The organism is Jiella pacifica (assembly GCF_010500815.1).
GTDB classification, from domain to species: domain Bacteria; phylum Pseudomonadota; class Alphaproteobacteria; order Rhizobiales; family Rhizobiaceae; genus Jiella; species Jiella pacifica.
Map to the genome: position 1 here is coordinate 284,228 of NZ_JAAAMG010000003.1, position 26,934 is coordinate 311,161.

The following is a 26,934-nucleotide window of genomic DNA, read 5'->3' on the forward strand; positions in this document are numbered from 1 at the left end:
GCTATTCGGCGGCGACGCGCCGACCTGCGACTTCGTCGCCGGCATTGGCCGGAAGGGCGAGGAAGGCGAAGACCGAGGCGGCCGTGACCACGCCCACCACGGCGAAAGCGAGGGTGAAGTCGGCCAGGCTGACGGTGTCGCTGCCGGCGAGCACCATGCCCGCCTCGAGCACGCCGCCCGCCAGCGCCACGCCCATCGCCACCGAAACCTGCTGGATCGCCGCAATCATCGCGGTGGCATCGCCCGATTCCCGGTTCGAGACGTCGGCGAAGGCGAGGGTGTTGATCGAGGTGAAGAACAAGGAGCGGAAGAAGCCGCCGACCAGCAGCGCCAGAAGGACCAGGACGATGGCGGTGTCGGGCCGGAAGAAGCCGATCAGCGCCGTCATGCCGCCGCCGATCAGCGCCGTCGCGACGAGGGTGGTTCGAAAGCCGAAACGATTGAGGATCGGCTTGGCGAGGAACTTCATCATCATCGCCCCGCCGATCGACAGGCAGGTGGTCAGGCCGGACTGCAGCGGCGTGTAGCCGAAGCCGATCTGCAGCATCAAAGGCAGGAGGAAGGGCACGGCGCCCGAACCGACCCGGAAGATCGAGCCGCCGACGATCGCCGCCCGCAGCGTCGGAACCTTCAGCAGCGTCAGCCGCAGCAGAGGATCGGCCGCGCGCCGCGCATGCAGGACGAAGAAGACGCCCGCGACGAGCCCCGCCGTCGCCATCGCGACGCCGATGATCGGCGGCAGCGCCGGCAGCGAGACGACCGAGAGCCCGAAGACCAGACCGGCGCAGGCGAAGCCGGAGAGCAGGAAGCCGGGGATGTCGAAGCGCATCGACGGCAGCGTCTCGATCCAGGGCAGATAGCGGCCGGCGAGGTAGATTCCAGTGATGCCGATCGGCAGGTTGATCAGGAAGATCCAGCGCCAGTCCGCATAGGTGGCGATGGCGCCGCCGATCGGCGGGCCGAGCAGCGGGCCGATCAACGCCGGAATGGTGAACCAGGCCATGGCGTCGACGAGATTGGACTTCGGCACCGCGCGCACCAGCAAGAGCCGGCCGACCGGCGTCATCATCGCCCCGCCCATGCCCTGCAGGAACCGCGCGGCGACGAAGCCTTCCAGCGAATTCACCGTGGCGCAGGCGAGCGATCCGGCCATGAACACGCCGATCGCCAGACGGAAGATCAGCCGCGCGCCGAAGCGGTCGGCCATTCGCCCGGAAATCGGGATGAAAATCGCCAGCGCGACGTAGTAGCTGGTCAAGGCGAGCTTCAGGGCGATCGGGCTGGTTCCGATGTCGTCGGCGATGACCGGCAGCGACGTCGCGATGACGGTCGAGTCCATGTTCTCCATGAACAGCGCGACGGCAAGGACGATCGGGACGATGCGTTTCACGCGTGTTGAGCCTGTGCGGATCGCTGCCGCCCGGTTCCCGGCACTGGCCGGTCCGGTTGGTGCGGTCGCTCGCGCGTCCGGAGAAATGACCGCCAAGGAGGCTGCGAGCGGGTTGGCTGAGGGGCGGGATCCCGCCACCGGATCGAAGTCGAAGAAGCGCGCTTTTCATGGACCCCGGGCCTGGCGATCGTCAACTGCGAAAAAAGGCGCGGCCGATGACGGCCGCGCTTGTTTTCTCCCGCGGGATTCACGCCGCGGATGTCGGTTGTGCTTCTTGGAGGTTCAGAAGGTGGCTTCCGATCCCGGGACGTACGCGGAGGACGTCGCATCCTCGCGTTCGGCGCGGTGGAAGCCCTTGCCCGGCGAAGCTTCGACGGTCTCGCGGACCTGCGCAGCATAGAGGCGCTGCGAGGCGCTGGAGCCTGGGATCATCACGTCGCGGGGCGTCGGCTGGTTCTCGATCGGCGCGAGGTTCTGCGGATCGACCTTGTCGTTGTAGGGAGCACCCGTGACGTGAAGGGGCGCGGCCGAGGCAAGGCCCGGGCCGGCGATCAGGCCGGTGGAAAGCACTGCGGCGGAGAGTATGGAGACGGTTTTCATGGCTGTTGCCTTTCGAACTTCTCGAATTGCGCTCGAGACGGGATCGTCTCGATGGTGGGCCGATTTTCGCGCGGAGCGGGAAGGCTTCTCGTCCGTGTCGGCTGATGCACGAGACGTAAGTTGGAACGCCGTCCCCGCCAGCGCCGTTGACGCGACGCCTCGTTCCACAATGAGAACGCCATGCCGGGTTCCTTCGACGATCTTTATTTCTATGAGGCGGTGGTGCAAAACCGCGGCCTCAGCGCCGCCGCCCGCGAGATGGGCGTCGCCAAGTCTGTGCTCAGCCGAAGGCTGCGCCGCCTGGAACAGCGCCTGGACGTGCGGCTGATCGAGCGCAGCTCGAGCCGCTTCGAACTCACGGAGATCGGCCGCGACGTCTATAGCCACGCACATTCCGCAAGACACGAACTCGATGAAGCCGAGCGGGCGGCCGCGCGCCTTGCCGGCGAGCCGCGCGGGCTGATTCGGGTGGCCGTGCCGCCCGGCGGGCCGGCCAACACCATCTCCGAGGATCTGCCGTTCTTCCTGACGCAACATCCGAAGGTCAGGGTGCAGCTGATCGTCAGCAATCGGCGCTACGACCTGATCGAGGATCGGATCGACATCGCCGTGAGATCGCGCTCGGACTTTTCCGGCGAGAGCGATTACGTCGTCAAGCGGCTCGGATCGGTTCGGAACGTCTTCGTCGCGAACCCGTCGCTCGCCCTGTCGGCGCAGCCTCTCTCGGAACCGGAGGATCTGCGCCGACTGCCGTTTCTCGGCCGCGACGAGAGCCATCCCGAAGAGGTTCTCGCGGTGGTCGGGCCGAACGGCGAGGAACGCCGCCTCAGGATCGAGCCGCGGCTTGCCTCGAACAGCGTCGCCGCCCTCCTAACGGCGGCGGTGGGCGGGATCGGGGTCGCCTTCCTGCCGGATGCGGTCGTCAAGCCCTATGAACGGGATGGGCGGCTGTCGAGGCTGCTGCCCAGTTGGCGTGGCCCGGACGCGGTCTTCCACATCGCCTTCACCTCCCGGCGGGCGATGCTGCCGGCGGTGCGGCTGTTCGTCGACTTCATCTTCGAGCGGCTGAAGCATCTGACCGAGACGCGGTGAGGCCGGGCATCGGATCCCGCTTTCGCGGCATCAGGGATCAGGTCAGCTCCGATCGTGCGCTCAGGTCGGTCCCCGTGAGATGCGGATCGCGTGAGGGGCTGATGTTTCGGATCGGCTCCACCTGCCGAGAAACCGACGTGCCGCAGCCGGACGAAGCGCGGACGATCGCAAGGAGACCCGAGATGACCCGCATCCCCGAAGCCACGCCTGGCCCCAGCCGGCGCCGCGCCCTAAAACTTTTCCTGACCGCAGGCGGCATCCTCGCGGCACTGCGCGGCGCCGGGCCCCGTTCGGCCAGGGCAGACGAGACGCACCGCGATGCCGCCGTCGAAACTTCCATCGAAAAGGCCAACGTCATGACACCAGGCTGGCAACGCTTCGCCCTCGGCGAAGCGCGCATCACCACGATCCTCGACGGCGCCCGCCACGGCGACGGACCCCACCCGACTTTCGGCGCCGACCGCAGCCAGGAAGAGATGGCAGCGTTGTTGCGGGCAAATTTCCTGCCGCAAACCCGTTACGTCAACGGCTTCACGCCGGTCCTCGTCGAGCTCGACGACAATCTGATCCTGTTCGACACCGGTTTCGGCGAAAGCGGCAAGGAGAGCGGCTACGGCAAGCTGGTCGAGCGCATGGCGGCGGCCGGATACGGCCCCGAGGCGGTCACCATCGTCGTCCTCACCCATCTCCACCCCGACCATGTCCTCGGTCTGATGACCGGCGGCAGGCCGACCTTTCCCAACGCCCGCTATGCCACCGGCGCGCGCGAGTTCGAATGGTGGACCTCCGACGAGGCAAAGAACGGCGAGAAGGCCGGGATGGCGAAGACGGTCGAGAACTTCGTCGTCCCGCTGAAGGACAAAATGACCTTCCTGAAGGGCGGCGACAGCGTCGTTTCCGGCATCACCGCCCTCGACGCACCGGGCCATACGCCGGGCCACATGGTGTTCGAGCTGAACTCGCAGGGCCAGAGGCTGATGCTGACGGCCGATACCGCGAACCATTTCGTCGCCTCGCTGCAGAAGCCCGACTGGAAGGTCGGCTTCGACATGGACCCGGCGATGGCGATCGAAACGCGCAAGCGCATCTTCGACAGGATCGCCGCGGAACGCATCCCGTTCATCGGCTATCACATGCCGTTCCCGGCGATCGGCTATGCCGAGAAGCTGCCGGACGGGGGCTATCGCTTCGTGCCGGAGACCTATCAGCTGGCGGTCGCCAACGAAGGCGGCTGACCTGGAGGGGGAGCGGCCGAGCGCCGCTCTCCCGTCGATGTGATGCCGCCCGCCGGCACTCTTGCTGGACAGCAGCGCAAAAACCACCATGATGGCCGAGATATTCCGTAAGGGAAATCTGCGCCATGCCTTCATGCACACGCGATCTTGCCAGCCTTGGCAGCTCCTGGGCGCGAGCGACCGCCAGTGCGATACGGATCATCGCGACGGGGCTCGTCGTGGCGGCAAGCATGACGGGCGCGGCGGCCGCGCAGGCGACCGGCACGGCGGCGCCACGGCCGGAGGCGCAGGCGACATCGCCCGACGGTGCGGGTCCCTCGAAGGAGGGCGGAAAGCCTGTGCCGGAGGATGCCGCGGCACTGAAGACGACGTGTCTCGCAATGATCGACGAGGCGCGGGCCGACCGCCGCAAGATCGGCGACGCGGTGCTGAAGTGCCAGGACGCGGCGCGCGCCGGGCCTGAGGACAGCGATCTCGTCTATCGCTACGGGCAGATCCTCTCCGACGCGATGGTCTTCGACGAACTCGCGGTTCTGCAGTTCCGCAAGGCGGCGGGCGATGGCCATGCCGCGGCGCAGAACGCTCTCGGCATCGCCCTCGTCAACGGCCGGGGCGCCCCGCCGGACGCTGCCGCCGGCATCGCCTGGATGGAGAAGGCGGCCGATCAGGGCGTCGCCGATGCCGCAAACAATCTCGGCAGCATTCATGCCGCCGGGATCGGCGTGCCGAAGGATCTGGAAACGGCCGCGACTTGGTTCCGCAAGGCGGCCGAGGCGGGCGATGCTCAGGGCGAATACAACCTCGCCGAAGCCTATGCGTTTGGAGAAGGTGTCGGGCAGGATTGGCCGACGGCGATCCGATGGTACGAAAAGGCCTCCGAACACGGCATGGCGCGGGCCGATTACCGCTTGTCGCGGATCTATGCCGAAGGTCTCGGGACCAAGGCCGACCCGCCGCGCGGCTTTGCCAGCCTTCGCAATGCTGCCGAGGGCGGATATCCACCCGCCGCCTTCGACCTCGGCAACGCCTATCGGACCGGCAACGGCGTCGGGAGCGACGCCGCGGAGGCTCGGCGCTGGTACCGTATCGCGGCGACGAAGGGACACGCCTCGGCGCAGTTCTATCTCGGCCTCGCTCTGACGCAGGAGCGGCAGTTCGACGAGGGAAGCGAATGGCTGCAGCGGGCGGCGGAGCAGGGCCAGCCCGACGCGCAATACATGCTCGGCCTCTTCCACGAGGAGGGGATCGGCGGCCACCCGGCGGATCCCGAAAAGGCCGCCGAATGGTATCGCAAGGCGGCGGCACAGGGCCAGAAGGACGCGGCGGCGGCGCTGAAGACCCTCGGCGATGCGGGACAGAACGAAGCGGAACCCTCGGACAAGGCGAAACTGCCATGACCCCGTGCGCCGTCGCCAAGCCGTTCATGGCCGCCTCGAACGGTGCCGTGCGGACGCTCGTCTGCATCGGCGCCCTTTTCCTCTCCGCCCAGACGGCACCGGCGGCCGAACCCATCGCGGTGGTGTTTCTTTACGAGCGGTCCGGGCCGGAGGTTCTGCCCGCCGATGGTCGGCCGGCCCGATCCCTGCTTTCCGAGATGGCCGCGTCGCTGGTGTCGAATGCCGGCGACGATGGGCTTGCCAGTTCGTCTGGCGGAGCCATCGCAGTCCTCGATCCCGACTTCTTTACCGCGGAGGCCCTGCGTGATCCGGCCGCCGAGGACGGCAAGATCATCGCGGTTCTGCGCCAGGAGAACGCGAGCCGCTCCGAGAAGGTGGATGTGTTGGTGCGTCCGAGCCTTCAGGCCTTCGTCGCGCCGCGCGAGGGTGGAAAGCCAGAGGAGTTCGACCTGCATCTCCGGGTCGACGTGTCGATGCGCGACGTCGCCAGCGGCCGGCCGTTGGGCCCGCCGCCGACCCGCAAGCTGCTGGCGATGAAGGACTGCGGCGTGCCACCCGACATGGCCTGTGTGCAGGATTTTGTCGCCGAGGCGGCAGGAAGTCTCGGCCGCGAGGTCGGTATGAAGCTGTCCCGGCAGCTTGCCGCGCTTCTGCGCCCAGCCGCGGCAGACGTGCCGGCCACCGGCAACGAGAGATGAGCGGGGCGGCGGGTCCCCGTGGCCCGGGTCCGTCGAAGCCGTCGCTGTCCCAACGCTGCTTTCATGGGAGAACCATCATGCGGCGCGTCGGCAGTGGCGAAACGCTTCGCGGCCGCTCAGTTTTCGCGCGGGCCAGCCGTATCTGACCCCGAGCCGGCCGGCAGCGCCTTGATCCAGGCGACGATGCGCTCGGCGAGTTCGTCCGTCGTCTTCGGCGAGAGGATGTCGCCGGCGAGCGTGTGGTTGGACGCATCGCTCGTCACCGGCACGTCCACCACCTGATGGGGGCCCGGCCAGTTCGCGGCGAAGCGCTCCGTCGCCTCCGGGGCGACGACATTGTCGGCCTGCGAGTAGAACACCAGCAGCGGCAGCGCATCGGCGGTGGTGAAATCGGTCCTCCGCACCGCCCGCACGAGAGCCGCCATCGGCGCCAGCGCACCGATCGGGTAGCGCGTCGTCCAGTGGCGTGCCTGCTCTTCGTTGACGGGTTCGAAACTGTAGGTCTCGCCGCCGAGAACCGGCAGGATGTCCCGGGCGAACGGCAGGTCGAGAAGGAACGCCCAGCGATCGTTGACGGCAAAGTTCGGCGACAGCAGCACGATGCCCGCGGCATCGTCCATCAGGCCGGGGATCGTCGTGCCGAGCGCCGCCAGCGTGCCGCCGGTCGAGGAGGCAACGACGACGATCTTTGAGCCGATGTCGCGGCCGATCGCCATGGCTTCGGCGAGATCGTTCACCCAGTCGGCGACGCTCGCCTGGTCCATCGCCGCGCCATCGCGGCCGTGCCCGGTGAGCCGGGTGTAGAAGAGATTGGCATGCAGCGCCTTTGCCACCTCGTCGGCGAGCGGCCGCGTCTCCGCCTTGTCGGCCGAAAAGCCATGGATGTAGACGATCGAGAGCGCGGTCTTCGCCCGCGAGGCGGGATAGGCCCAGACGATCTCCTTCCGCGACTGCGGCCGAAGATTGGGAATGTCGGCTTCCTGTTTGGCGAGATAGGCGTCGGGATCGCTGCCGATCGCCGCCGGATCGAAACGGACGGTCAGATCCGCCGGCTCGCGCGGCCCGAAAAGCCAGAGCCCGGCAAGCACGATCGCGATCAGGAGAACGAGGGCGAGGACGATACGAAGGATCAAGAGTTCAGTCCACTTGGCATGCCGAGGGGCAAGCCATAGCGCGTCTGAAGGGGAGGCGAAACCACCCGCGGCATCCCGGCGACGCCAACCCCTTCGGCGCGACGCGAAATGGCCGCAGGATCACGGCGATGGCGAAACGACCCGCTCGATCAGGCCCGCCACCATCAGATCGAGATGGGCGCCGCCGCCATTCTTGCAGACGGTGACGGCCTCCCGGCCGCTGCGCCCCGCGCGTCCCGCGACGAGATCATAAAAGTCGCCGCGGATGTCCGCCTCGGTGATGACGCCGCGATCGAGCGGGTTCTGGATCTCGCCGATATGGCCGATCGTCGTCTTTCGCGAATCGACGAAGAGTTCGCCGCGAGTCAGAACCGCGTCGTCGGCCTCGCGCATCTGCAGCGTATAGGCGCCGATGAGGTCGACGTGAGCGCCGGGCTTCAGCCATTCGCCGGCCAGAAACGGCTCGCTCGCCATGGTTGCGGTCGAAACGATGTCGGCCTCGCCAGCGGCCGCTTCGAGGTCGACGGCGACGAAGACCTTGACGCCCGGATGGGCGAGGGAGGTCACGAGCTTTTCGGCTCGCGCGGTCGTCCGGTTCCAGACCAGCACCGTTTCGAGCGAGGGAAACAGCGCCGCATAGCCCTCGACGAGATTGGCCGCCACCGTTCCGGCGCCGCAGACGAGCAGCGTCGTCGGCTCGGCCTTGGCGAGGAGCTTCGCGCCGAGAAGCGAATCCGCGACGGTCTTCCATTTGGTGACGAGGCCGCCGTCGACGACCGCGGTCGGCGCGCCGGTCTTGGGGTCGAAGAGGAGGACGCTGCCCTGAACCGAGGGGCTCGGCGGCTCGGCGCGCGGATTGTCCGGAAAGATGGTGACGGATTTTACGGCGATGCCCAGTCCGTCGATCCAGGCGGCCCGGTTCAACAGCTTGTTTTCGCCGTTGGAGACGAGGAGGTCGCCGATCTGCGGCGCCGGCAGGCGGTGCCCGGCCTGGATGGCCTCGACGACGTCGTGCCAGGTCAACAGCCGGTCGGCCTCGTCGAAGCCGATGATCTTCATGACAGGGCCCGCAGAGGTTCGAGGACTGTCTCGATCGCCGGCGTCTCGACGTCGCGGACGGCATAGGGCCGGAAGCCGTGCTTCTGGTAGAGCGCCAGCGCCGCCGGATGGTCGAGGGTGTTGGTTTCGATCGTCACCCGTTTCGGCCGGGTGGAGAAGGCGGCGAAGATCGCCCGCGACAGCATCACATGGGCGAGCCCGAGGCCGCGGAACTCCGGAAGGATGCCGAAGTGGACGATGCGCACCTCGTCGACCTGCCGGCGGATGTCGAGCTCGAACCAGCCGGCCCGGCGGCCCTCGACGCTCATCACGAAGATCCTGGTGTCGCGATCGTGGATCTCGCGACGCAGCCGCTCGTCCGACATCAGCCGCGACGTCCAGTGATGGGCCTCGCCGACGCGACGATAGAGCGCCCGATACTCGGCGAGCGCCATCGTCTTCGCCTCGAAGACCGCGACGGTCCCGGCTCCCGGAGGGACGGGAACGACGGCGTCCGGGCGCGACTTCATCTCCAGGCTGGTCACGCGGGTTCGAATGAGGCGCATGGCAATCAGGACTTTGCCGGGCGGCCGGTCTCGACCGGGGTGTCGGTGGAAGAGCCCCATTCGGTCCAGGATCCGTCATAGAGACGTGAATCGTGGTTGCCGAGGCTTTCGAGAGCGAGGTTGATTACCGCCGCCGTGACGCCGGAGCCGCAACTCGTCACCACCGGGCGCTCTGGATCGATTCCTGCGTCGGCGAAGGCTTGGCGCAGGCCATCCTGCGACTTCAGCCGGCCGTTCTCCGTCAACTGCAGGAAGGGCAGGCTTCGGGCGCCCGGCATGTGCCCGGCGCGTACGCCTTCGCGCGGCTCCGGCGCCTCGCCGGCAAAGCGCTCGGCCGGCCGCGCGTCGGCGATCTGGAACGCGCCGGCCGCGACGATCTCCTTCATCTGCGGCAGGAACACCGCCGCGGTGGCGTCGAAGCGCGGCTCGAAGGATGCCGGAGCGGGCGTCGGCGTCTCCGTCTCGATCGCAAGCCCCGCCGACTGCCAGGCCGGGAAGCCGCCGTCGAGCACCCGCACGTCCTTCGCCCCGAAGACCCGGAACATCCACCAGACGCGGGGGGCGGAGAACAGGCCCATGCCGTCATAGACGACGATGGTGTCGGTATCGGCGATGCCGAGCGCGCCGACTTTCTCGGCGAAGACCTCGGGCGAGGGAAGGGTGTGCGGCAGGGACGAGGCCGGATCGACGATCGCGTCCTGGTCGAAGAACACCGCGCCCGGCACGTGGCCGGCCTCGTATTCGGCCCTGGCGAAGCGCTTTTGCGCCGGCAGATACCAGGACGCGTCGACGATCGAGACGCCGTCGCGGCCGACGACGGCGGCGAGATCTTCGGCTGAGATGAGGAAGGGGTTCTGTGTCATGGTGCTGCAATATGGGGGACGGGATGGGGCAAGGCCATAGGGCTTCGGCCGCGGATTGCTCGCGCGTAACCTGCGGAACGGTGGCAGACGGGCAGGCGATTCCTCACGTTGGCGAGCCTACCCCGGCATCTCACCGAATCGGATCCGGAACCGGCGGTTCTCCCGACCCTTCTTTTCGATCTTGCCGATGTGAATCTTGCCGACCTCCTGGGTCTCCGAGACGTGCGTGCCGCCGCAGGGCTGGGTGTCGACGGCGCCGTCCTCGCCGATTGAGACGAGCCGGATGTGGCCCGACCCGCGCGGCGGCCGGACGTTGGCGGATTTGACCAGGCCCGGATTGGCGTCGAGTACCGCGTCGGTGATCCAGCGGGTGAACACCGGATGATTGGCATCGACGATCGCCATCATCTTCGCGGTCACCTCGGCCTTGTCGGCGGAGGCGTCAGCGAGGTCGAAATCCACCCGGCTCTCCTCCTCGCCGACCGAGGCGCCGGTGATCGGATGGGGCAAGACCACCGAGAGTATGTGGCAGGCGGTGTGCATGCGCATCAGCCGATAGCGGCGCTTCCAGTCGATATGGAGGACGACCTCCTCGCCGATCTCGGGTAGCGGCTCGCCCTCGCCAGTCAGGTGGACAATGTCGTCCTTGGTCTCGCCGGTGATCGTCCCGGCGATCTTGATGAGCGAGCCGTCGGCCCGTTCGAGATGCCCGGTGTCGCCCGGCTGGCCGCCGGAGGTGGCGTAGAAGATCGTGCGGTCGAGGAGGATGCCGCCATCGGCGCGCAGATCTGCGACCTTCGCCTCGACGGTCGACAGATAGGCGTCGTCGCGGAAGAGCGGGATGGTCATCGTTCGGCGCCGGCGGAGGCCGCCGATGACGCTGTCGCGACAAAGCCACTGAGCGTGAGATCGGAGACCACGTGGGTAAAAGGCGAGAATTCGACCGCATCGATCAAACCGGCGGGAACGATGATGTCGTTGGTTTGGGGTAATCCCGACGCTTGTGATGGCGACACCGAGAGTTCCGATTTGTCCGCGCTGACGGATGCCACGGTGCCGATGACCTTGCCATCCTTCGAAAGAAACGGCGTCCCGACCAGTTGCGTGTCATCGGTGATCGAATCGAGAGACGCGCGCTTGCGCAAAATCTCGTTGGTGGCAGAAAAGTCTCGATCGAGGCGCCGGTTCAACTCGTCGAAGCGTCGGTCGATCTGCGACTGAACGTCGTCGATGCGCTTGTTCGTCGTGACGATGTTTCCCTCAACCCCGCGAAGCGCGACGTCGACGACGAACCATACCCCGCCGATCGCCAGCAGCGCGGAAATCAGTGCGCCTGTGAGGAAGCGGCCCAAGGAGAGCGACAGGTCCATCTTCGACGTAAACCTCGATAGAGTGCGACCACACTAGGCAGTCACGAACGGGATGTCGAATGCGGTCGTCCTCTCGATCCAGCCCGGCACCGGCAGGCCCTTTTCACGCAGGAAGGCCGGGTTGAACATCTTCGACTGGTAGCGGTTGCCGTAGTCGCAAAGGACCGTCACGATGGTGTGGCCGGGGCCGAGATCTCTCGCCATGCGGATCGCCCCCGCGATGTTGATGCCCGACGAGCCGCCGAGGCAGAGGCCCTCTTCCTCGACGAGGGCGAAGACGATCTTCAGCGCCTCGTCGTCGGGGATCTGATAGGCGAAGTCCGGCGTCAGCCCTTCGAGATTGGCGGTGATGCGGCCCTGGCCGATGCCTTCGGTGATCGACGAGCCTTCCGACTTCAGTTCCCCGTTCGTGTAATATTCGTAGAGCGCCGCGCCCATCGGGTCGGCGAGGCCGATCTTGATGCGGCCGGAATGGCGCTTCAGGCCCATCGCCGTGCCGGCCAACGTCCCGCCGGTGCCGACGGCGCAGATGAAGCCGTCGATCTCGCCGCCGGTCTGGTGCCAGATCTCCTCAGCGGTGGTGACGACGTGGCCTTCGCGATTGGCGACGTTGTCGAACTGGTTGGCCCAGATCGCCCCGGCCGGATGGCTCTTGGCCAGCTGCGCGGCGAGGCGGCCGGAGAGCTTCACGTAGTTGTTGGGGTTCTTGTAGGGAACCGCCGGCACCTCGACCAGCTCGGCGCCCATCAGCCGCAGCGCGTCCTTCTTCTCCTGGCTCTGGGTCTCGGGGATGACGATGACCGTCTGATAACCGAGCGCCTTGGCAACGAGGGACAGGCCGATGCCGGTATTGCCCGCCGTGCCCTCGACGATCAGCCCGCCGGGCTCCAGCAGTCCCTTCTCCTCGGCGTCGCGGATGATGAACAGGCCGGCGCGATCCTTCACCGACTGTCCGGGATTGAGGAATTCGGCCTTGCCGTAGATCTCGCAGCCGGTCTCCTCCGAGGCCCGGGCGAGCCGGATCAGCGGCGTGTTGCCGATGGCGTCGAGAACGGAGTTGAGGCGCAGGGTCATCGTTTTGCAGCTGCCTTGGGTGGGGAAGGATTCAGCGCAAATTATGGGGGGCGAGGGGGGATGGCAAGGACGGCGAGCGTAACCCCGCCGAGCGGTGCAAGCTCGGGCCCTCGCTTTGCCGACAGCGGCAGGCGCCGCGTCGGCGTCCCGCCACCTCATCGCCGCGGCCGGTGAGTGTCCGGCCACGGCGTGACGAAAGGAGTTCCAGACGTCTTTCGGCTCCTGCCTAACACCGTGCGATGGGACGTGCAGGGCGGTTCAGGCCGCCGAGGCCGCAAAGGTCCGCCGCCGCTGCGAGGGCAGGATCGCCAGCAGCGTGAAGCCTCTGAGGCCGAGCAGGATCTCGAAGGCCAGCCACAGCCCGGAATTGCCGAAATACGGCGTCAGGCCGTAGCCGAGCGCGACGAAGATGGCCAGGGAGATCACCATCATGTCGCGCATCGCCCGCGACCATGTCGCGCCGATGAAGATCCCGTCCATGACGAAGGCGAGGGCGCCGACCAGCGGCGTCAACGCCGCGAAGGCGAGGAACGCCCGCGCGGCGGCCCGCACCTGCGGGTCGGTCGTCAGGAAGTCGATCAGCGCTTCGCCGCAGAAGAAGACGATCGCGGCGAGGCCGAGGCCGACGCCGACGCCCCAGAGGCAGGTCAGGCGGACCGTTCGGTCGAAGGCCAGCCGCTGCCGTGCCCCGACGGCCATTCCGGCGAGTTGTTCGCTGGCCGTCGCGACACCGTCTAGGAAATGCGATCCCGTCGCGAAGACGTTCATTAAAAGTCCGTTCGCGGCCAGCGTCACCGGGCCGAAGGTGGCGCTCAGCCGGGTGAACAGGAGGAAGCCGGCCAGCAGGCAGAAGGAGCGGATCATGATGTCGCGGTTGACGCCGAGCATCTGGCGAAAGCCGGTCCGTTCGAAGATCTCCGCGGGGCGGGGCAGGCGGCCGGATCGAAGGCTGGCGATCACGGCAAGCCCTGCCGCGCACCCGGCGGCTTCGCCGCAGACCGTGCCAAAGGCTACGCCCGGAATGCCCCAGCCGAAGACCAGTCCGAAGAGGATGGACAGCGCGATGTTGGTGCCGTTGAGGATGATCTGCAGCATCAAGGCGAGGCCGCTCCTGCCGCGGCCGAGAACCGAGCCGAGAATGGCATAGTTCAGGAACGCGAAGGGCGCCGAGAACATGCGCACGAAGACGTAGGTCGAGGCGGCTTCGGCGACGGCCGGGCCGGGATCGATGGCGAGGAGCCCGGCCGCCATGACCAGCGGCTCGGCGAGGATGAGCGCGGCGCCGATGCCGACCGAGAGGACCGCCGCCCGCAGGAAGACGGCTTCCGTCTCGCGCGGGCGCCCCGCGCCCTCGGCCTGGGCCGTGAGGCCGGTGGTTCCTGCCCGCAAAAAATTGCAGACGGCGAAGACGAAGTCGAAGATCAGCGCGCCGACGACGAGGCCGCCGAGCATCTCGGCGTCGCCGACCCGGCCGATCACCGCGATGTCGGTCATGCCGAGGATCGGCGTCGTCAGAAAGGCGAGGGTCATCGGCAGGGTGATGGCGAGAACCCGGCGGTGGCTCACCTCGAGTGTCTCCCGCCCCACGTCGTCTTCCGGATCGGGCTGCAATCTCGTCACCCTCGTTCCCATCTGTCTTCGCCCCGAACCCCTGGCCGTGCCGGTGGCGACTCTCGTCTGCTGCGCTCGATATTCGTGCCGGAGGTGAGTGGCAGCCCGGCCGATTCGGCACAAGCTCGGCATCGGGCGAATTGCCGCTCTTCGGCTGGCGTCTTGCTTTCCTATCTATGGGGCGCCATGGCCGTTCCGTTCATCCATCACCCCGCCTTCGACGCGAATTTCGACCCACGCCACCGGTTCCCGATGTCGAAATTCAGCCGGCTCGCCGAAATTCTGGTCGAGGACGGCGTGGTCGGCCCTGCCGGCTATCACGTTCCGGCCCCGGCGCTGCCGGGGTGGCTGCGGCTTGCCCACGATCCGCGCTATGTCGATCAGGTGCTGTTTTCCGCCGTGCCGCCGGCGATCGAAAAGGCGATCGGCTTTTCGGTCGACGAGAAGGTGGCGATGCGCTCGCGCTGTGCGACAGGCGGCACGGTGCTTGCCGCGCGACTTGCCCTTGCCGAGGGGCTCGCCTGCAACACGGCCGGCGGCAGCCACCACGCCGGCCGCGACGGCGGGGCGGGCTTTTCCGTCTTCAACGACGTCGCCGTCGCCGCTTGCGTCCTCCTCGCCGACGGCGACGCTTCCCGGATTCTCGTCGTCGATTGCGACGTCCATCAAGGCGATGGGACGGCGAGGATCTTTGCCGCGGAGCCCCGCGTCTTCACCCTGTCGATCCATGCCGAGCGAAACTATCCCGCCGACAAGGCCCGGTCGGATCTCGACGTCGGCCTCGCCGACGGGCTCGGGGACGAGGCCTATCTCTCGGCGCTGAGCGAAGCGCTCGATGCCGCAAGCGCACGGTCGCGGCCGGACCTCGTCTTCTACAATGCCGGCGTCGATCCCCATCGCGACGACCGGCTGGGGCGGCTGGCCCTGACCGACGCCGGCCTTGCCGAGCGCGACCGCCGGGTCGTCGGCTACTTCCGCGAGCGCGGCGTCGCCGTCGCGGCGGTGATCGGCGGCGGCTACTCGCGCGACATCGAGGCGCTGGCCCGGCGCCACAGCATCCTGCACCGGGTTGCGAACGAATTCGCCTGAGGCCGACGCCACGGGCCAAACCGGACCGATGCTCGCTCGTGACGCCCATTCGAACGCGTGGCGCAATGCCACATGCGTGGGCGGCGGGCATATCGGCCAGCGGTCGCTTTTCCGCGCCTCACCGGTTGTCTGCATGGCCGCAGCAAACTAGCTTCAGTGTCAGAGGTTTCGCTCCTCGGGAGGTCACGTGTGTGGTCCAAGACTGGACGGCTGTTTCTACTGATCGCGGGCACTGCGATGGCCCTTGCGTTTCGGCGCAAGCGGCCGATGGCCGACGACCACTCGGAGAGCCGGCCGAATTCGGATGCGGTGGCGAAGAACCGGCTGCGCGATCAGGCGGATGCCGACATATTGGCGGAGCGAATCGCGCGAGTCGCCGGGCGGGCCCGGAAATCCGCCGCAGTCGAGGAGCCTCCTTCTCATGACGGACTCGCTTCCGGGACACAAAGCAGCGACGACGGGACAGCAACCATGAGAGCAGACGATGCCAAGACCGCCGCGAGCGGGGCCGAACTCGATACGGACCATCCGCTGGCCGCGTCGAGGGAGTGTAGCGACCGGCTGAAGGGCCGGCAGGAGGCGACGCCGTCGCGCCGGATCGCCGATCCGCTTGAGGAAAAGCACAAGGCGAGCGCCTTCGACCGCGACTTTCGTACCCTCGACTATTCGAAGCTCTCGAGCGACGAGGCCGCCCGTGAACGCGAGCGGCAGCGCCGGCAGCGCGAGCATTCGTCCTGGCACCCGGTGTCCGACACGGGACGGCGTCATGCGCCGGCACCGATGCAGCAGGCGCAATTCGCGACCTTCGGCGGCAGCATGGTTTCGGCGGAGGTGGTGCACGGGCGCAGCGACGAACGCGTTCCCGACATGATGCCGACGCTCGCGCCCGGCACCGAAACGGCGCCGGCGGCGCCCGAGAAGCCACGGACGATCCACGCCGAACGCCGGGCAAAGCTCGCCTTCTCCCATCCGGACGGGCCGACGCCGGCAAAGGACGAAAGGCGGCTGCCGCCAGATCCCTTGGCCGAAAAGCACAAGGCCGAAAAGTTCGACCGCGATTTCCGCACCCTCGACTATCGCCATCTCAGCAAGAAGGTGGTGAAGCCGCAGGGTGGCCCGCGGATCGAACCCGACGGCATCCTCGACAAGGAAAGCCTCGTCGACGACGCGCCGCCGGCCGCGAAGGTCGTGGAAGCAGAGCCGGGGGCCGGGGCGTTTCGCACAGCCGGGGCGCAGGCGCCGCTAGCCACCATCGCTCAGGAAGACGGTGCTGCGGCTTGGTCCACCGACGGGCCGCCGGTGGGAGCCAGCGTGCCCCAGGGGCTGCCGGCGCCGCGGCACGGCAACCCCGACGATCTCACCTGCATCGAAGGCATCGGCACAGCGATCGAAAGGCTGCTCTTCGAGCGTGGCCTTTATCATTTCGATCAGATCGCCGGCCTGGCGCCGTCGGAAATCGTCTGGCTCGAACAGGAACTCGGCTTTCCGGGGCGGATCGGCCGGGAGCGTTGGATCGAACAGGCGCGCCGGCTGATCGCGGGCTGAGGCAGCCCGCCCCTCTCGACATCGAGCCAACCCTGCCGGGCTGCTTCGACATGCGCGGTGGGGTGGGGCGGTGGTGTACGGGGTCGTATAGGCAGCTTCGCACGAGCCGTCACGTCGCCGGGCCAGTATCCATATGCGGGGATAGCCCGGCGACTTTCGGTTTCAGCTGACGATGCGGATGCGTTTCACGCGCTCGGCGATGTCGGCGAAGACCTTCTGGAGCTGGCTTGCGGAGGTCACCGAATAGTAATGAGCGCTGTCTGTGGCGCATTCCTTCAGCAGCGCCTCGTTGCCGTCGATTAGCCGGATCGTGTAAAGTTCGAGCGCCGATCCGTCGGCGTTCTTCATCGCCTTGGCACTCGAGCAGGCCAGCTTGTTGCGGGCATTGACCTCCGGCGATTCGTCACGGCCATTGCCGTTCCAGCGATTCACCGTGTTGGTGCCGTCGGTCAGGACGATCATGATCTTGTGGGCGCCTTCGTCGGGGTTGGCACCGGTCATCGGAGCGGTTGCCGTCAACACTTCCATGCCCCATTGGACGCCGATGGTCACGTTGGTGCCGCCGATCGGCTGCATGCCCGACACCGCCGTGCGGATGACGTCCAGGTTTGACGTCAGCGGCTGCACCGGCTGCAGAGAATTGCTGGTGCAGCTGACGTCGCGCGGGTAGAGCGTGTCGATATTGCTCGGGTTGGGCGCGTCTGGCCGCGTGTCATAGGGCTGAGCGCGGTCCATCACGCAGCCCGACCATGCCCCGCCCACCTTCGTGTTGCCGGACGCGCGGTTGTAGATGACGGCGGTCGACTTCGAGCACCACTGATAATACCGGTCGCTGCAGGAATAGGTGTCGCGCTGGACGACGATCTGGTCGCCCCATCCGCTGGATGCCCGATAGACATAGGCGATGTAGTTGCGGGCGCTGTTGACATAGCCGAGATAGAAGACGCCCTGGGTGCCGGGGATGAAGCCGGCTTTCGTGGCGTCGCAATAAGCACGGTCGACCTCGGGCATATAGCTGCAGTCGACGGCCGTCGCGACCATCGTCATGTCGACATTGGCGAGCTTGACCTGATTGTTGAACGGCACCATGCCGACCTGCACCTCGTCCATGTCGTCGAACTGATCGAGGAAGAGCTTCACCGATTTCTTCAGCTCGACCATCTTGTTCGCGTCATCCATCGAGCCGGTGGTGTCGAGAACGAGGGCGATGTCCAGCGGGATGTCGGAATACTGCGAGACCGCCGTGACTTCCATGTTCAGTTCGTTGACGTGCATCAGGCCTAGAAATGCGGTTGGATAGGTCAGCTTGGCCGTGTAGACGAACCGCTTGTCCGTATGGGACAATTTTCGCGACGTGACGTCGATGTCATCGCCGACGTTGGCGTTGAACAGCATGTCGGCGCGGCGTTTGCGTTCGACTTCGTCGTCGCCCGTGTACTTGGCGGCCGCCAGCACGGCGGTGTCTGCCGCGCTCTGCACCATGGCTTTCTCGCGCAGCGCGTTCGAGTAGTCCACGGCCCCGCCCATGCAAAGGATGACCGGAAGCGCGGCAAGCCCCGTGATGATTCCGAAATTGCCTCGCTGGGCGGAAGAAAACCGATTGAGAAGTGGCCGGATGCAAAACTTGCGGGTCGCCGCCCTCCATCTGTTCAGCGGCATCGCTCCGCTCCCATGCAAATCTCGCAGTCACTGCGGAAACCCTTGCAGCGAGAGTTTAAGATTCGATGCTCGAGGAGCCTAAATTGCGGTCCCACCCCGCCCGGGTGAGCGCGCGACAGGATGTTTCGCCGGTCCGTGCCGAGACGGCGCGTCTGCCGTCACCCGTTGGATGGCGCATTCGTGAGAGTGGCGCGCCAGCCCGCTCGCTCCTGCGATCGGCTTGTGCCGGGCGTCACCGGCGACGATGCCTGGTTCCGCATCGCAATTCTTGCCAGCCCTCCGGCTCTTCATCGCATGCCTCGGAGTGCTCAGGGGACGCGTCAGCGTCCTCTCAGCTCTGGGGGCAATGGGCGCCGGTGGCGGCCCAGGCCTCGTAGAGTTCGCCGAACTGCTTCTGGGTGCCGGGCACGGGCTCGCGGCCCTTGCCGGGATGCCAGCCCCAGCCGACGAGGTCGTCCTTGGCCATGTGTTCGACGAGTTCGGCGAGCGTCTTGCCGCCGTTGCGATCCTGATCCTTGATCTGCCTGCAGATGTCGCCGAGGGTGCGGCCCTGCCAGGCCATCTCGATCGGGGCGAGATGCCAGTTCGGATTGCCCGGAATCGACCTGATGTCCTCGCTCTGCGCGACGACCGGGACGTTCTTCGGGCCGTGGCAGGTGTTGCACATCATGCCGGGGAGGCCGAAATTGGCCTCGCCGCGCTGAACCGGCGGCTGGTGCAGATGCATGTCCATGCCCTGCAGCGGCCGGTCGCCTGCCGGATGGCAGTTGACGCAGCGCGGGTGTAGGAGGACCTTGCCGGTCTCCTGGAAAATGGCGATCGACCGCTCCGTCTCGTCCTGGATGCCGTCGAACGCAGAGACGGGCTTCAATGTCTTCTGGTCGTTCTGGTCCGACGCCGGCAGAGCGGGCGTCGAGGGCGCCGGCGCTTCGGGCGCGCGGTCCTGGGCGAGGGCTGCCGTCGGTAGAGCGAGACCCGAGGCGATGACGAGCGCTCGCACGAGCCTTGTTGCGTTACTCATTGTGATCCTAGTCTTGTCCCCGTGCACCGCTTCTCCGTCCGGCCGGGCGGCAGGACCGAGACGGCGGCGCGCGATGCCGCGCCGCGCGCCGAAATCTTCGTTCTCAGGCAACCAGCCCGCTGGTCAACGGCAGCTGCTGCACCGGCCGGCCGGTCAGTCGTCGCCAGGCATTGGCGACCGCCGGGCCGATCGGCGGCACGCCGGGCTCGCCCACGCCGGTCGGCGCCTCGCTCGATTGGATGATCGCCACCTCGACCTCGGGCATCTCGTTGATCCGCAGCGATCGGTAGTCGTTGAAATTCGACTGCCGGACCGCGCCGCCGTCCCCCAGATCGATCGAATCGAAGAGGATCGCCCCGAGGCCGTAGCCGATGCCGCCCTCCATCTGGGCGTGGATGATGTTGGGATTGACCGCGACGCCGCAGTCGACCGCACACCAGACCTTGTGGACTCTCGGCAGGCCGCCCTCGCCGAGCGACACCTCGGCGATTTCGGCGACATAGGTGTCGAAGCTCTTGTGGACGGCGACGCCCCGCTGGCGACCGTCGGCGAGCGGCGCGCCCCAGTCGGCGATCTCCGCAACCTTCTGCAGGACGCCGACATGGCGGGGCGAATCCTGCAGGAGCGCCAGCCGCCCCTCCACCGGGTCCTTGCCACCCTGTTCGAGCAGCCGGTCGATGAAGGTCTCGACCGCGAAGGCCGTGTGGGTGTGGCCGACCGAGCGCCACCACAGCACCGGCACGCCGAGCTTCGGCTGATGGGCGACGACCCGAAGATTGGAGATGGCGTAGGGCATGTCGGCGGTGCCCTCGACGGTGGTGTCGTCGAGCTCGTCCTTGTTCATGATCGACTGGCCGACGATGGTGTGGTCCCAGCCGGCGATGTTGCCGTCCTTGTCCACGGCGCCGCGGATCGAATGGACGTAGATCGGCCGGTAGAAGCCGCCGCGAATGTCGTCCTCGCGGGTCCACATGTGTTTGACCGGGCGCTTCATGCCCGAGGCTTTGAAGACGGCCGCGGCCTCGCGCATGTAGGGCGAGCCGAACTGCGCCCTGCGGCCGAAGGAGCCGCCGGCGAGCTGGACGTTGATCCTCACCTTCGACGCATCGACGCCGCAGACGTCGGCGATCGCCGCCTTGTCCTGGCCGGGAAACTGCGAACCGTTGTAGCAGTCGATCGAGCCGTCGTCCCGCTGCATCAGGACGGCGTCGAGGGGCTCCATCGGCGCATGGGCGAGGAAGGGGAAGACGATCTCCGTGTCCATCGAGGTGATGCCCTCGGTGGTCAGGGCCTGGTCGACGTCGCCGCGGTTGGTCGCCTCGAAGGAATCGCCCTTCATCGCCGCGCGGTAGTCGTCGTAGATCTGCTCGCTCGAGCGGGTCTCGGCCTTGGAAAGGTCCCACTCGATCCTGAGCGCCGCCCGGCCCTTCAGTGCTGCGAAGGTATTCTCCGCATAGACCGCGACGCCCTGCGGCACCTGCTTGACGTCGACGACGCCAGGAATGCTTCGGGCTTGGCTGTCGTCGAAGCTCTTCACCGTGGCGCCGAAATGGGCCGAATGGGCGACCATGGCGATCAGCATGTCGTCGGCGAGGACGTCGAGGGTGAAGATTGCCTTGCCGTTGGTCTTCTCGTCGGTGTCGAGCTTGTGCCGGTCCTGGCCGATCAGCACGAAGTCCTTGGGGTCCTTCAGCTGGACCTCTGCGGGCGGCTCCATCTGCGCGGCCTTCTCGGCGAAGTCGCCGAAGCCCGCTTCCTTGCCGGAGCCCTGATGACGGATGCGTCCCTTCTCGACGCTGATCTCCCCGGCCGCGACGCCCCAGTCCTTCGCCGCGGCGGCGACGAGCATCGCCTTGGCCGTGGCGCCGGCCTTGCGCAGCTGCTCGTAGGAATTGGCGATCGAGGTCGAACCGCCGGTGCCCTGCAGGCCGAAGGCGAGGTTCTTGTAGACGTCGTCGTCGGCCGGGGCGGCGGCGGCGCGCATCTGCGACCAGTCGGCGTCGAGTTCTTCGGCGACGATCGTCGTCAGGCCCGTATAGGGGCCCTGGCCCATTTCGAGATGTTTGGAGAGAACGGTCACCGTGCCGTCGGGGGCGACGCGCACGAAGGCGTTGAGGGCGGCCTGCTGCCCGCCGGCATCCTGCGGCACGCCCTGAAGGAGATCGGCGCCGGCCTGCCGGCCGACCAGCGTCATGCCGATGACGAGGCCGGTTCCGGCGAGGAAGGCGCGGCGGGAGGGACGGATGGTCTCGATGCCCATGGCTTCAGCCCTCCAGCGTCTTGGCGGCGTCGTGGATCGCCTGTCGGATGCGCTTGTAGGTGGCACAGCGGCAAATGTTGCCGACCATCGCCCCGTCGATGTCGTCGTCGCTCGGCGCCGGATTGAACTGCAGGAGCGACACCGCCGACATGATCTGGCCGGACTGGCAGTAGCCACATTGCGGCACGTCGATGGCGCTCCAGGCGGCCTGGACGGCCTTTGCCTCCGGGCCGTCGATCGCCTCGATGGTGGTGACGCTCGATCCTTCGAGAGCGGAAATCGGCGTGATGCAGGAGCGCGCCGTCATGCCGTCGACATGCACGGTGCAGGCGCCGCACTGGGCGATGCCGCAGCCGTATTTCGTGCCGGTGAGTCGTTCGGCATCGCGGATCACCCACAGAAGAGGCGTGTCCGGATCGCCGTCAAACGTCGTTTCCCGGCCGTTCAGGGTGAAGTTGACCACATTGGCCTCCGCATCGCCGATTTTTTTCGAACTTCGCCGCGCAGGCCGCCGCGGCCGATGGCCGGCGTGGTGTCACATGGCGCGAAGTTTTGACCGGCTCCAAACTAACCGATTGAACGGTATTCGCAAGTGACGGGATTGCGACGGCCGGCGGCGACGCTGCCAAACCGCCGCAGCCTTGGCCGGCAAGGGCGCTCCCGATCGCTTCAGCGGATCAGCTGGACAATCTGCACCACGGCGAGGGTGAGGATCAACCCGCCGACGAGGCGGAGTAGCGTCGTCTCGGCCAGGCGCTTGACGACGAAGCTCGCCAGCGGCGCGGCGAAGACGCCGCCGACGATCAGCCCGAGCACGGCCAGGCCGTGTTCGCTCAGATCTCCCGCCTCCTCCCAATGGCCGGTCAGGAGGGCGATGAGGAAGGTGAGCGAGACCGACAGCGTGACGAGAAATTCGGCGGTGTTGACCGTGCCGATCACGTAGCGGGGCGCGCCGCCGGCTCCGAGCAGCCCCGTCGTCACCACCGGACCCCAGCCGCCGCCGCCGACGGAGTCGAGAAACCCACCGGTGAGCGCCAGGGGCGGGGCGATCGCGGCGGGGACTGGGCGGCTCGGGATCTTCCGGAAGGAGCGGATCATCAGATAGACGCCGATGATTGCCAGATAGGCGGCGACATAGGGTTTCACGATGTCGCCTGGAAAGCTCGTCAGGACATAGGTGCCGGCGACGCCGCCGACGATCCCGAACGGCACGAGCCGCCAGAACAGCTTCCAGTCGATGTTGCGATGAATGGCGTGGGCGGTGCCCGAGGCCGCGGTGGTGAAGAGTTCGGCCGCGTGGACCGAGGCCGAGGCAGCTGCCGGCGCAACCCCGAAGGACAGAAGCACCGTGGAGGAGACGACGCCATAGGCCATGCCGAGGGCGCCGTCGACGAGTTGCGCCAGCCCTCCGACGAGAAAGAAAAGCAGGAAGTCGTTCATGCTGGGCTCCCGAAACGTGATGACGGAGGAAGCTTATTGAATTCCTATCAGATCGGTAGGAATTAAAATTCCAAAATGCCGGTCCGCCGCAGACCGTGGTTCCATTTTTTTACGAGCGGCGCGTGATGTTCAGCTGTCGACGCGGGCGTCCTGCGGCGGCATCGCACACGCGGCCGGCCGTTCGTCGCCCGACGGCCCGAAATGTCGTCCCTCGAGAATCGCCGCGGTGGCATCACGTACCGCGAGCAGGGTCCTTCGGGTTTCGCAGGTTTCGACGTCGCGGCAGTCATCGCACTGACGGTAGGCGGTGCGGCTGGCGCAGGGCGCCAGGGCGAGAGGACCGTCGACGACGCGCAGCACGTCGGCGAAGCTGATCTCGTCGCCAGGCCTGGCGAGGCGATAGCCGCCGAGGGCGCCGCGGCTGCTCTCGACCAGACCGGCCTTCTTCAAATCGGCGAGAATGGCTTCGAGGAATTTCCGCGGGATCGCCTCCTCGGCCGCAATCCGTGCCGCAGAGACCGGTTCGGCCCGCGGCGCGACGTTGAACATGGCCCGAATGGCGTAACGCGCGCGTTGTGACAGCATGAGGTCGGCTTACGCCGCCGAAAATGCCGGCGCAAGGCGGGAATGCCTGGGAGTGGCCTCAGGATGAGACCTCTTATGTCCTTGGCTGGCCGAACGGTCGTTCGCGGCGTGATTGCCGCCGTCACGGCGAACGCGCCGGTGCCATCTGTCGGGACGCTCGCCCGGAGAAAGAGATGGCCTGAAATGAAAAACCCCCGGCGAAAGCCAGGGGTTCGATCAATGGGCAGTGTCCCGAGCCGTTCGGGCCCGGGGTCGAAGGATCAGTGCGAGTTCGTCTGATCCTTCACGGCGTCTTTGACCTTGCCGTAGTTCTTCTGGGTCTTGCCCTCGGCCTGATCCACCTTGCCTTCGGCTTCCATGTCGCGGTTGCCGGTGGCGCTGCCTGCAGCTTCCTTGATCTTGCCGCCGACTTCCTTGGCGCCGCCCTTGATTTCGTTCTTGTCGACCATCGTCGTTGCTCCGATCATGCTGCCGGACTGTTTGGCAGCTATGGACCTAAAACGCTGGAGCGTTCGGCTCGTTCCCTGCAAAATCAGACATTTGTCGCGCGGCGTCGGGGCAGAGCCGGTCGCAGGGCATCCGCCGATCTCCACAGCGCCCCCGATCGAAGATGGGGGACGGGAAAGGCTCAGGCCGTCGACAGGCTGCGCCGTCCGAAGCTCGGGCGCCCGGCGCTTCCGCCAGGGTGGACTGGCCCGTTCTGCCTGACTGCTGCGCGAGGCGGCGTGTCCATGGTTGCCGGGGCGCTCGCAGTCGCCTGTGCCGCCGCCTTGCGCATGACGGAGGCGCTGCGACGTTCGCCGTCCGGCTCCTCGAAGGCGGCCATGGCCTCGTCGAGATAGCCGGAGCCTCCGAGCCGGGGCGGCGCACCGTAGTCGTTCATCCCCGGTGTCCCTGCGGCCAAGCCGCAATACGCCATCAGCCCCAGGCTGCCGAGCGGGACGAGGATGACCAGAGCGAGGAAACCCGAGTGGTCCGTGTCGTGCAACCGGGTGACGGTGGTCGCCCAGGAAATCCAGGCGCCCGCAGCCACCAGGACGACGCCGGCGACCGCGGAGAGCGTGCCGGCCATGTTGCTCCCTGCAAGGGCGATCATCGCCGCGCCGCCGAGGAACAGGACAAAGGCGGTGAAGACGGCCAGCCAGTAGGTGGTCCGGCCGATCCGGCCATGGAAGCTGAAGAAAGACTGCATGACCTGTCCCCACTGACGATGCGGAACATTCGATCGGAAACTCATGAGGGAAGCGTTGACGAACGGGCGAAAAGTCGACTCGACGCATGCCTTCAGGCAAGTTCGATGAATGAATTGCGTCTCGCGTCGCTGCCCACCGTCACGGTCCAAGCACCGTCTTACCCTCTGATCCGTGCCGTTGCGCCCGTTCCGGTTCGCCGACGCCGCGACAACGTCGGAGGCGCCGCCCGACCCTGCGGGCCCGAAACGGCGTCGAGCGCTTCGAGACCCTCACAACGCAAAAAGGGCGGCCCCGAAGGACCGCCCCTGATCGACTGCTTCTTGGGAAGCGTCGGCCGGACTTCTTAGAAGTCCATGCCGCCCATTCCACCCATGCCGCCCATGCCGCCGGGCATGCCGCCGCCGCCGGCCGACTCCTTCTTCGGAGCCTCCGAGATCATCGCCTCGGTGGTGACCAGGAGACCAGCGACCGAAGCCGCGTCCTGCAGGGCCGAGCGGACGACCTTGACCGGATCGACGATGCCCATCTGGATCATGTCGCCATACTCGCCCGTCGCGGCGTTGTAGCCGAAGGAGAGCGAGGAGTTCTCGAGGATCTTGCCGACGATAATCGAACCCTCGGCACCGGCGTTCTGCACGATCTGACGGATCGGAGCCTGCAGCGCCCGGCGGACGATGGCGATGCCGGCGTCCTGGTCGGAGTTCGCACCCTTGAGGTCGACGGCGTTGGAAGCGCGCAGGAGAGCGACGCCGCCACCCGGGACGATGCCTTCTTCGACGGCCGCGCGGGTCGCGTTGAGGGCGTCGTCGACGCGGTCCTTCTTCTCCTTGACCTCGACCTCGGTCGCACCGCCGACGCGGATGACAGCGACGCCACCGGCGAGCTTGGCGAGACGCTCCTGGAGCTTCTCCTTGTCGTAGTCCGAGGTGGTCTCCTCGATCTGCGCCTTGATCTGACCGACGCGGGCCTTGATCTGCTCGCTTTCACCGGCACCATCGACGATGGTGGTGTTTTCCTTGGTGATCGAGACCTTCTTGGAGCGGCCGAGCATGTCGAGGGTGACGTTCTCGAGCTTGATGCCGACGTCTTCCGAGATGACCGTGCCGCCCGTGAGGATCGCGATGTCCTCGAGCATGGCCTTGCGGCGATCGCCGAAGCCCGGCGCCTTGACGGCGGCGATCTTCAGGCCGCCACGCAGCTTGTTGACGACGAGCGTGGCGAGAGCCTCGCCCTCGACGTCCTCGGCGATGATGACCAGCGGCTTCGACGACTGGACGACAGCCTCGAGAACCGGCAGCAGTGCCTGAAGGTTGGAGAGCTTCTTCTCGTGCAGGAGGATGTAGCAATCCTCGAGCTCGGCGACCATCTTCTCGGCGTTGGTCACGAAGTAGGGCGACAGGTAGCCGCGGTCGAACTGCATGCCTTCGACGACTTCGAGCTCGGTCTCGGCGGTCTTGGCTTCCTCGACGGTGATGACACCCTCGTTGCCGACCTTCTGCATGGCGGCGGCGATCATGTCGCCGATTTCCTTCTCGCCATTGGCGGAGATGGTGCCGACCTGGGCGACTTCGTCCGAGGTGTCGATCGAGCGGGCGGCCGAGCCGAGCGCTTCGACGACCTTGAGGACGGCCGCGTCGATGCCGCGCTTGACGTCCATCGGGTTCATGCCGGCGGCAACCGCCTTGGCACCCTCGCGGACGATGGCCTGGGCGAGAACCGTCGCGGTGGTCGTGCCGTCACCGGCCTTGTCGTTGGTCTTCGAGGCCACTTCGCGCACCATCTGGGCGCCCATGTTCTCGAACTTGTCCTCGAGTTCGATTTCCTTGGCGACGGTGACGCCGTCCTTGGTGATGCGCGGAGCGCCGAAGGACTTGTCGATGACGACGTTACGACCCTTCGGGCCGAGGGTCACCTTCACCGCGTCGGCGAGGATGTCGACGCCGCGCAGCATGCGTTCACGAGCGTCGCGGCCGAATTTTACGTCTTTAGCTGCCATGTTGATTTTCTCCCGGGCGCGCCTTTGAAGGCCGGCGCCGTTTGAAGTTTCATCGTATCGTTGATCAAAGAGACCGAGA

25 protein-coding genes are annotated in these 26,934 nt (G+C 66.8%); 6 read left to right on the forward strand and 19 right to left on the reverse strand.

Going from position 1 to position 26,934, the window contains the following annotated elements; genetic code table 11:
* Position 1: 1 nt before the first annotated feature.
* Both GTK09_RS06015 and GTK09_RS06020 read right to left on the reverse strand, forming a co-directional pair.
* Entirely contained in the window at positions 2–1,390 is a 1,389-nt protein-coding gene (locus tag GTK09_RS06015; RefSeq protein ID WP_163461874.1) for an MFS transporter, read from the reverse strand.
* 282 nt (positions 1,391–1,672) lie between these two features.
* Positions 1,673–1,990 (reverse strand): hypothetical protein, encoded by a 318-nt coding sequence (locus GTK09_RS06020; protein WP_163461875.1) that lies wholly within the window; start codon positions 1,988–1,990, stop codon positions 1,673–1,675.
* A gap of 180 nt (positions 1,991–2,170) precedes the next feature.
* On the opposite strand from GTK09_RS06020, the gene GTK09_RS06025 reads away from it, so the two are divergent.
* From GTK09_RS06025 to GTK09_RS06040, 4 genes are all read left to right on the forward strand, one after another.
* Positions 2,171–3,082, forward strand: coding sequence for a LysR family transcriptional regulator (locus GTK09_RS06025; RefSeq protein ID WP_163461876.1), 912 nt, complete (start codon positions 2,171–2,173; stop codon positions 3,080–3,082).
* Positions 3,083–3,264: 182 nt separating this feature from the next.
* Positions 3,265–4,317: an MBL fold metallo-hydrolase gene (locus tag GTK09_RS06030; RefSeq protein WP_163461878.1), complete on the forward strand. Its 1,053-nt coding sequence runs from the start codon at positions 3,265–3,267 to the stop codon at positions 4,315–4,317.
* A gap of 125 nt (positions 4,318–4,442) precedes the next feature.
* Positions 4,443–5,714 carry an SEL1-like repeat protein gene (locus GTK09_RS06035; protein ID WP_163461880.1) on the forward strand — a complete coding sequence of 424 codons (1,272 nt, stop codon included), beginning with the start codon at positions 4,443–4,445 and terminating at the stop codon, positions 5,712–5,714.
* On the forward strand, positions 5,711–6,412 hold the full coding sequence (locus GTK09_RS06040) for a hypothetical protein (protein ID WP_163461882.1): 702 nt from the start codon (positions 5,711–5,713) through the stop codon (positions 6,410–6,412). Before GTK09_RS06035 ends, GTK09_RS06040 begins: the two co-directional genes overlap by 4 nt.
* Before the next feature lie 116 nt (positions 6,413–6,528).
* Here the strand turns inward: GTK09_RS06040 and GTK09_RS06045 are convergent, their stop codons facing one another.
* The 8 genes from GTK09_RS06045 to GTK09_RS06080 all read right to left on the reverse strand — a co-directional run bounded on the left by GTK09_RS06045 (position 6,529) and on the right by GTK09_RS06080 (position 14,076).
* On the reverse strand, positions 6,529–7,545 hold the full coding sequence (locus tag GTK09_RS06045) for an alpha/beta hydrolase (protein ID WP_163461884.1): 1,017 nt from the start codon (positions 7,543–7,545) through the stop codon (positions 6,529–6,531).
* Positions 7,546–7,665: 120 nt separating this feature from the next.
* Positions 7,666–8,604, reverse strand: a complete 939-nt coding sequence (locus tag GTK09_RS06050) for an ornithine cyclodeaminase family protein (RefSeq protein WP_163461886.1) — start codon at positions 8,602–8,604, stop codon at positions 7,666–7,668.
* A complete protein-coding gene (locus tag GTK09_RS06055) occupies positions 8,601–9,149 on the reverse strand; it encodes a GNAT family N-acetyltransferase (RefSeq protein WP_163461888.1) in 549 nt (182 codons plus the stop codon). The genes GTK09_RS06050 and GTK09_RS06055 overlap by 4 nt, the downstream gene beginning before the upstream one ends.
* Before the next feature lie 5 nt (positions 9,150–9,154).
* Positions 9,155–10,012 (reverse strand): 3-mercaptopyruvate sulfurtransferase, encoded by an 858-nt coding sequence (sseA, locus tag GTK09_RS06060; protein WP_163461890.1) that lies wholly within the window; start codon positions 10,010–10,012, stop codon positions 9,155–9,157.
* Between the two features lie 117 nt (positions 10,013–10,129).
* Positions 10,130–10,861, reverse strand: coding sequence for an alanyl-tRNA editing protein (locus tag GTK09_RS06065; RefSeq protein ID WP_163461892.1), 732 nt, complete (start codon positions 10,859–10,861; stop codon positions 10,130–10,132).
* Positions 10,858–11,382, reverse strand: a complete 525-nt coding sequence (locus GTK09_RS06070; protein ID WP_163461894.1) for a hypothetical protein — start codon at positions 11,380–11,382, stop codon at positions 10,858–10,860. The genes GTK09_RS06065 and GTK09_RS06070 overlap by 4 nt, the downstream gene beginning before the upstream one ends.
* 33 nt (positions 11,383–11,415) lie before the next feature.
* Positions 11,416–12,456 carry a cysteine synthase A gene (locus GTK09_RS06075; RefSeq protein ID WP_163461896.1) on the reverse strand — a complete coding sequence of 347 codons (1,041 nt, stop codon included), beginning with the start codon at positions 12,454–12,456 and terminating at the stop codon, positions 11,416–11,418.
* A gap of 258 nt (positions 12,457–12,714) precedes the next feature.
* Positions 12,715–14,076: an MATE family efflux transporter gene (locus tag GTK09_RS06080; RefSeq protein WP_446685266.1), complete on the reverse strand. Its 1,362-nt coding sequence runs from the start codon at positions 14,074–14,076 to the stop codon at positions 12,715–12,717.
* A gap of 177 nt (positions 14,077–14,253) precedes the next feature.
* On the opposite strand from GTK09_RS06080, the gene GTK09_RS06085 reads away from it, so the two are divergent.
* Both GTK09_RS06085 and GTK09_RS06090 read left to right on the forward strand, forming a co-directional pair.
* The gene (locus GTK09_RS06085) at positions 14,254–15,156 is read left to right on the forward strand and encodes a histone deacetylase family protein (protein WP_163461987.1); all 903 of its coding nucleotides are present in this window, start codon (positions 14,254–14,256) and stop codon (positions 15,154–15,156) included.
* A gap of 471 nt (positions 15,157–15,627) precedes the next feature.
* Positions 15,628–16,701, forward strand: coding sequence for a helix-hairpin-helix domain-containing protein (locus GTK09_RS06090; protein ID WP_163461899.1), 1,074 nt, complete (start codon positions 15,628–15,630; stop codon positions 16,699–16,701).
* Between the two features lie 162 nt (positions 16,702–16,863).
* Here the strand turns inward: GTK09_RS06090 and GTK09_RS06095 are convergent, their stop codons facing one another.
* The 9 genes from GTK09_RS06095 to groL all read right to left on the reverse strand — a co-directional run bounded on the left by GTK09_RS06095 (position 16,864) and on the right by groL (position 26,855).
* Positions 16,864–18,360 carry a vWA domain-containing protein gene (locus tag GTK09_RS06095; protein ID WP_163461901.1) on the reverse strand — a complete coding sequence of 499 codons (1,497 nt, stop codon included), beginning with the start codon at positions 18,358–18,360 and terminating at the stop codon, positions 16,864–16,866.
* Between the two features lie 331 nt (positions 18,361–18,691).
* Entirely contained in the window at positions 18,692–19,381 is a 690-nt protein-coding gene (locus tag GTK09_RS06100; protein ID WP_163461903.1) for an Isoquinoline 1-oxidoreductase subunit, read from the reverse strand.
* 103 nt (positions 19,382–19,484) lie between these two features.
* Positions 19,485–21,641 (reverse strand): xanthine dehydrogenase family protein molybdopterin-binding subunit, encoded by a 2,157-nt coding sequence (locus tag GTK09_RS06105; RefSeq protein WP_163461905.1) that lies wholly within the window; start codon positions 21,639–21,641, stop codon positions 19,485–19,487.
* A gap of 4 nt (positions 21,642–21,645) precedes the next feature.
* Positions 21,646–22,104: a (2Fe-2S)-binding protein gene (locus GTK09_RS06110; RefSeq protein ID WP_163461907.1), complete on the reverse strand. Its 459-nt coding sequence runs from the start codon at positions 22,102–22,104 to the stop codon at positions 21,646–21,648.
* Between the two features lie 206 nt (positions 22,105–22,310).
* Complete coding sequence (locus tag GTK09_RS06115; RefSeq protein WP_163461909.1) at positions 22,311–23,081, reverse strand: sulfite exporter TauE/SafE family protein; 771 nt, start codon at positions 23,079–23,081, stop codon at positions 22,311–22,313.
* 129 nt (positions 23,082–23,210) lie between these two features.
* Positions 23,211–23,666, reverse strand: coding sequence for an RrF2 family transcriptional regulator (locus GTK09_RS06120; RefSeq protein WP_163461911.1), 456 nt, complete (start codon positions 23,664–23,666; stop codon positions 23,211–23,213).
* A gap of 260 nt (positions 23,667–23,926) precedes the next feature.
* A complete protein-coding gene (locus GTK09_RS06125; protein WP_163461914.1) occupies positions 23,927–24,115 on the reverse strand; it encodes a CsbD family protein in 189 nt (62 codons plus the stop codon).
* Positions 24,116–24,294: 179 nt separating this feature from the next.
* Positions 24,295–24,858, reverse strand: a complete 564-nt coding sequence (locus tag GTK09_RS06130; protein ID WP_163461915.1) for a DUF805 domain-containing protein — start codon at positions 24,856–24,858, stop codon at positions 24,295–24,297.
* Between the two features lie 344 nt (positions 24,859–25,202).
* A complete protein-coding gene (gene groL, locus GTK09_RS06135) occupies positions 25,203–26,855 on the reverse strand; it encodes a chaperonin GroEL (protein ID WP_163461917.1) in 1,653 nt (550 codons plus the stop codon).
* Positions 26,856–26,934 lie beyond the last annotated feature (79 nt).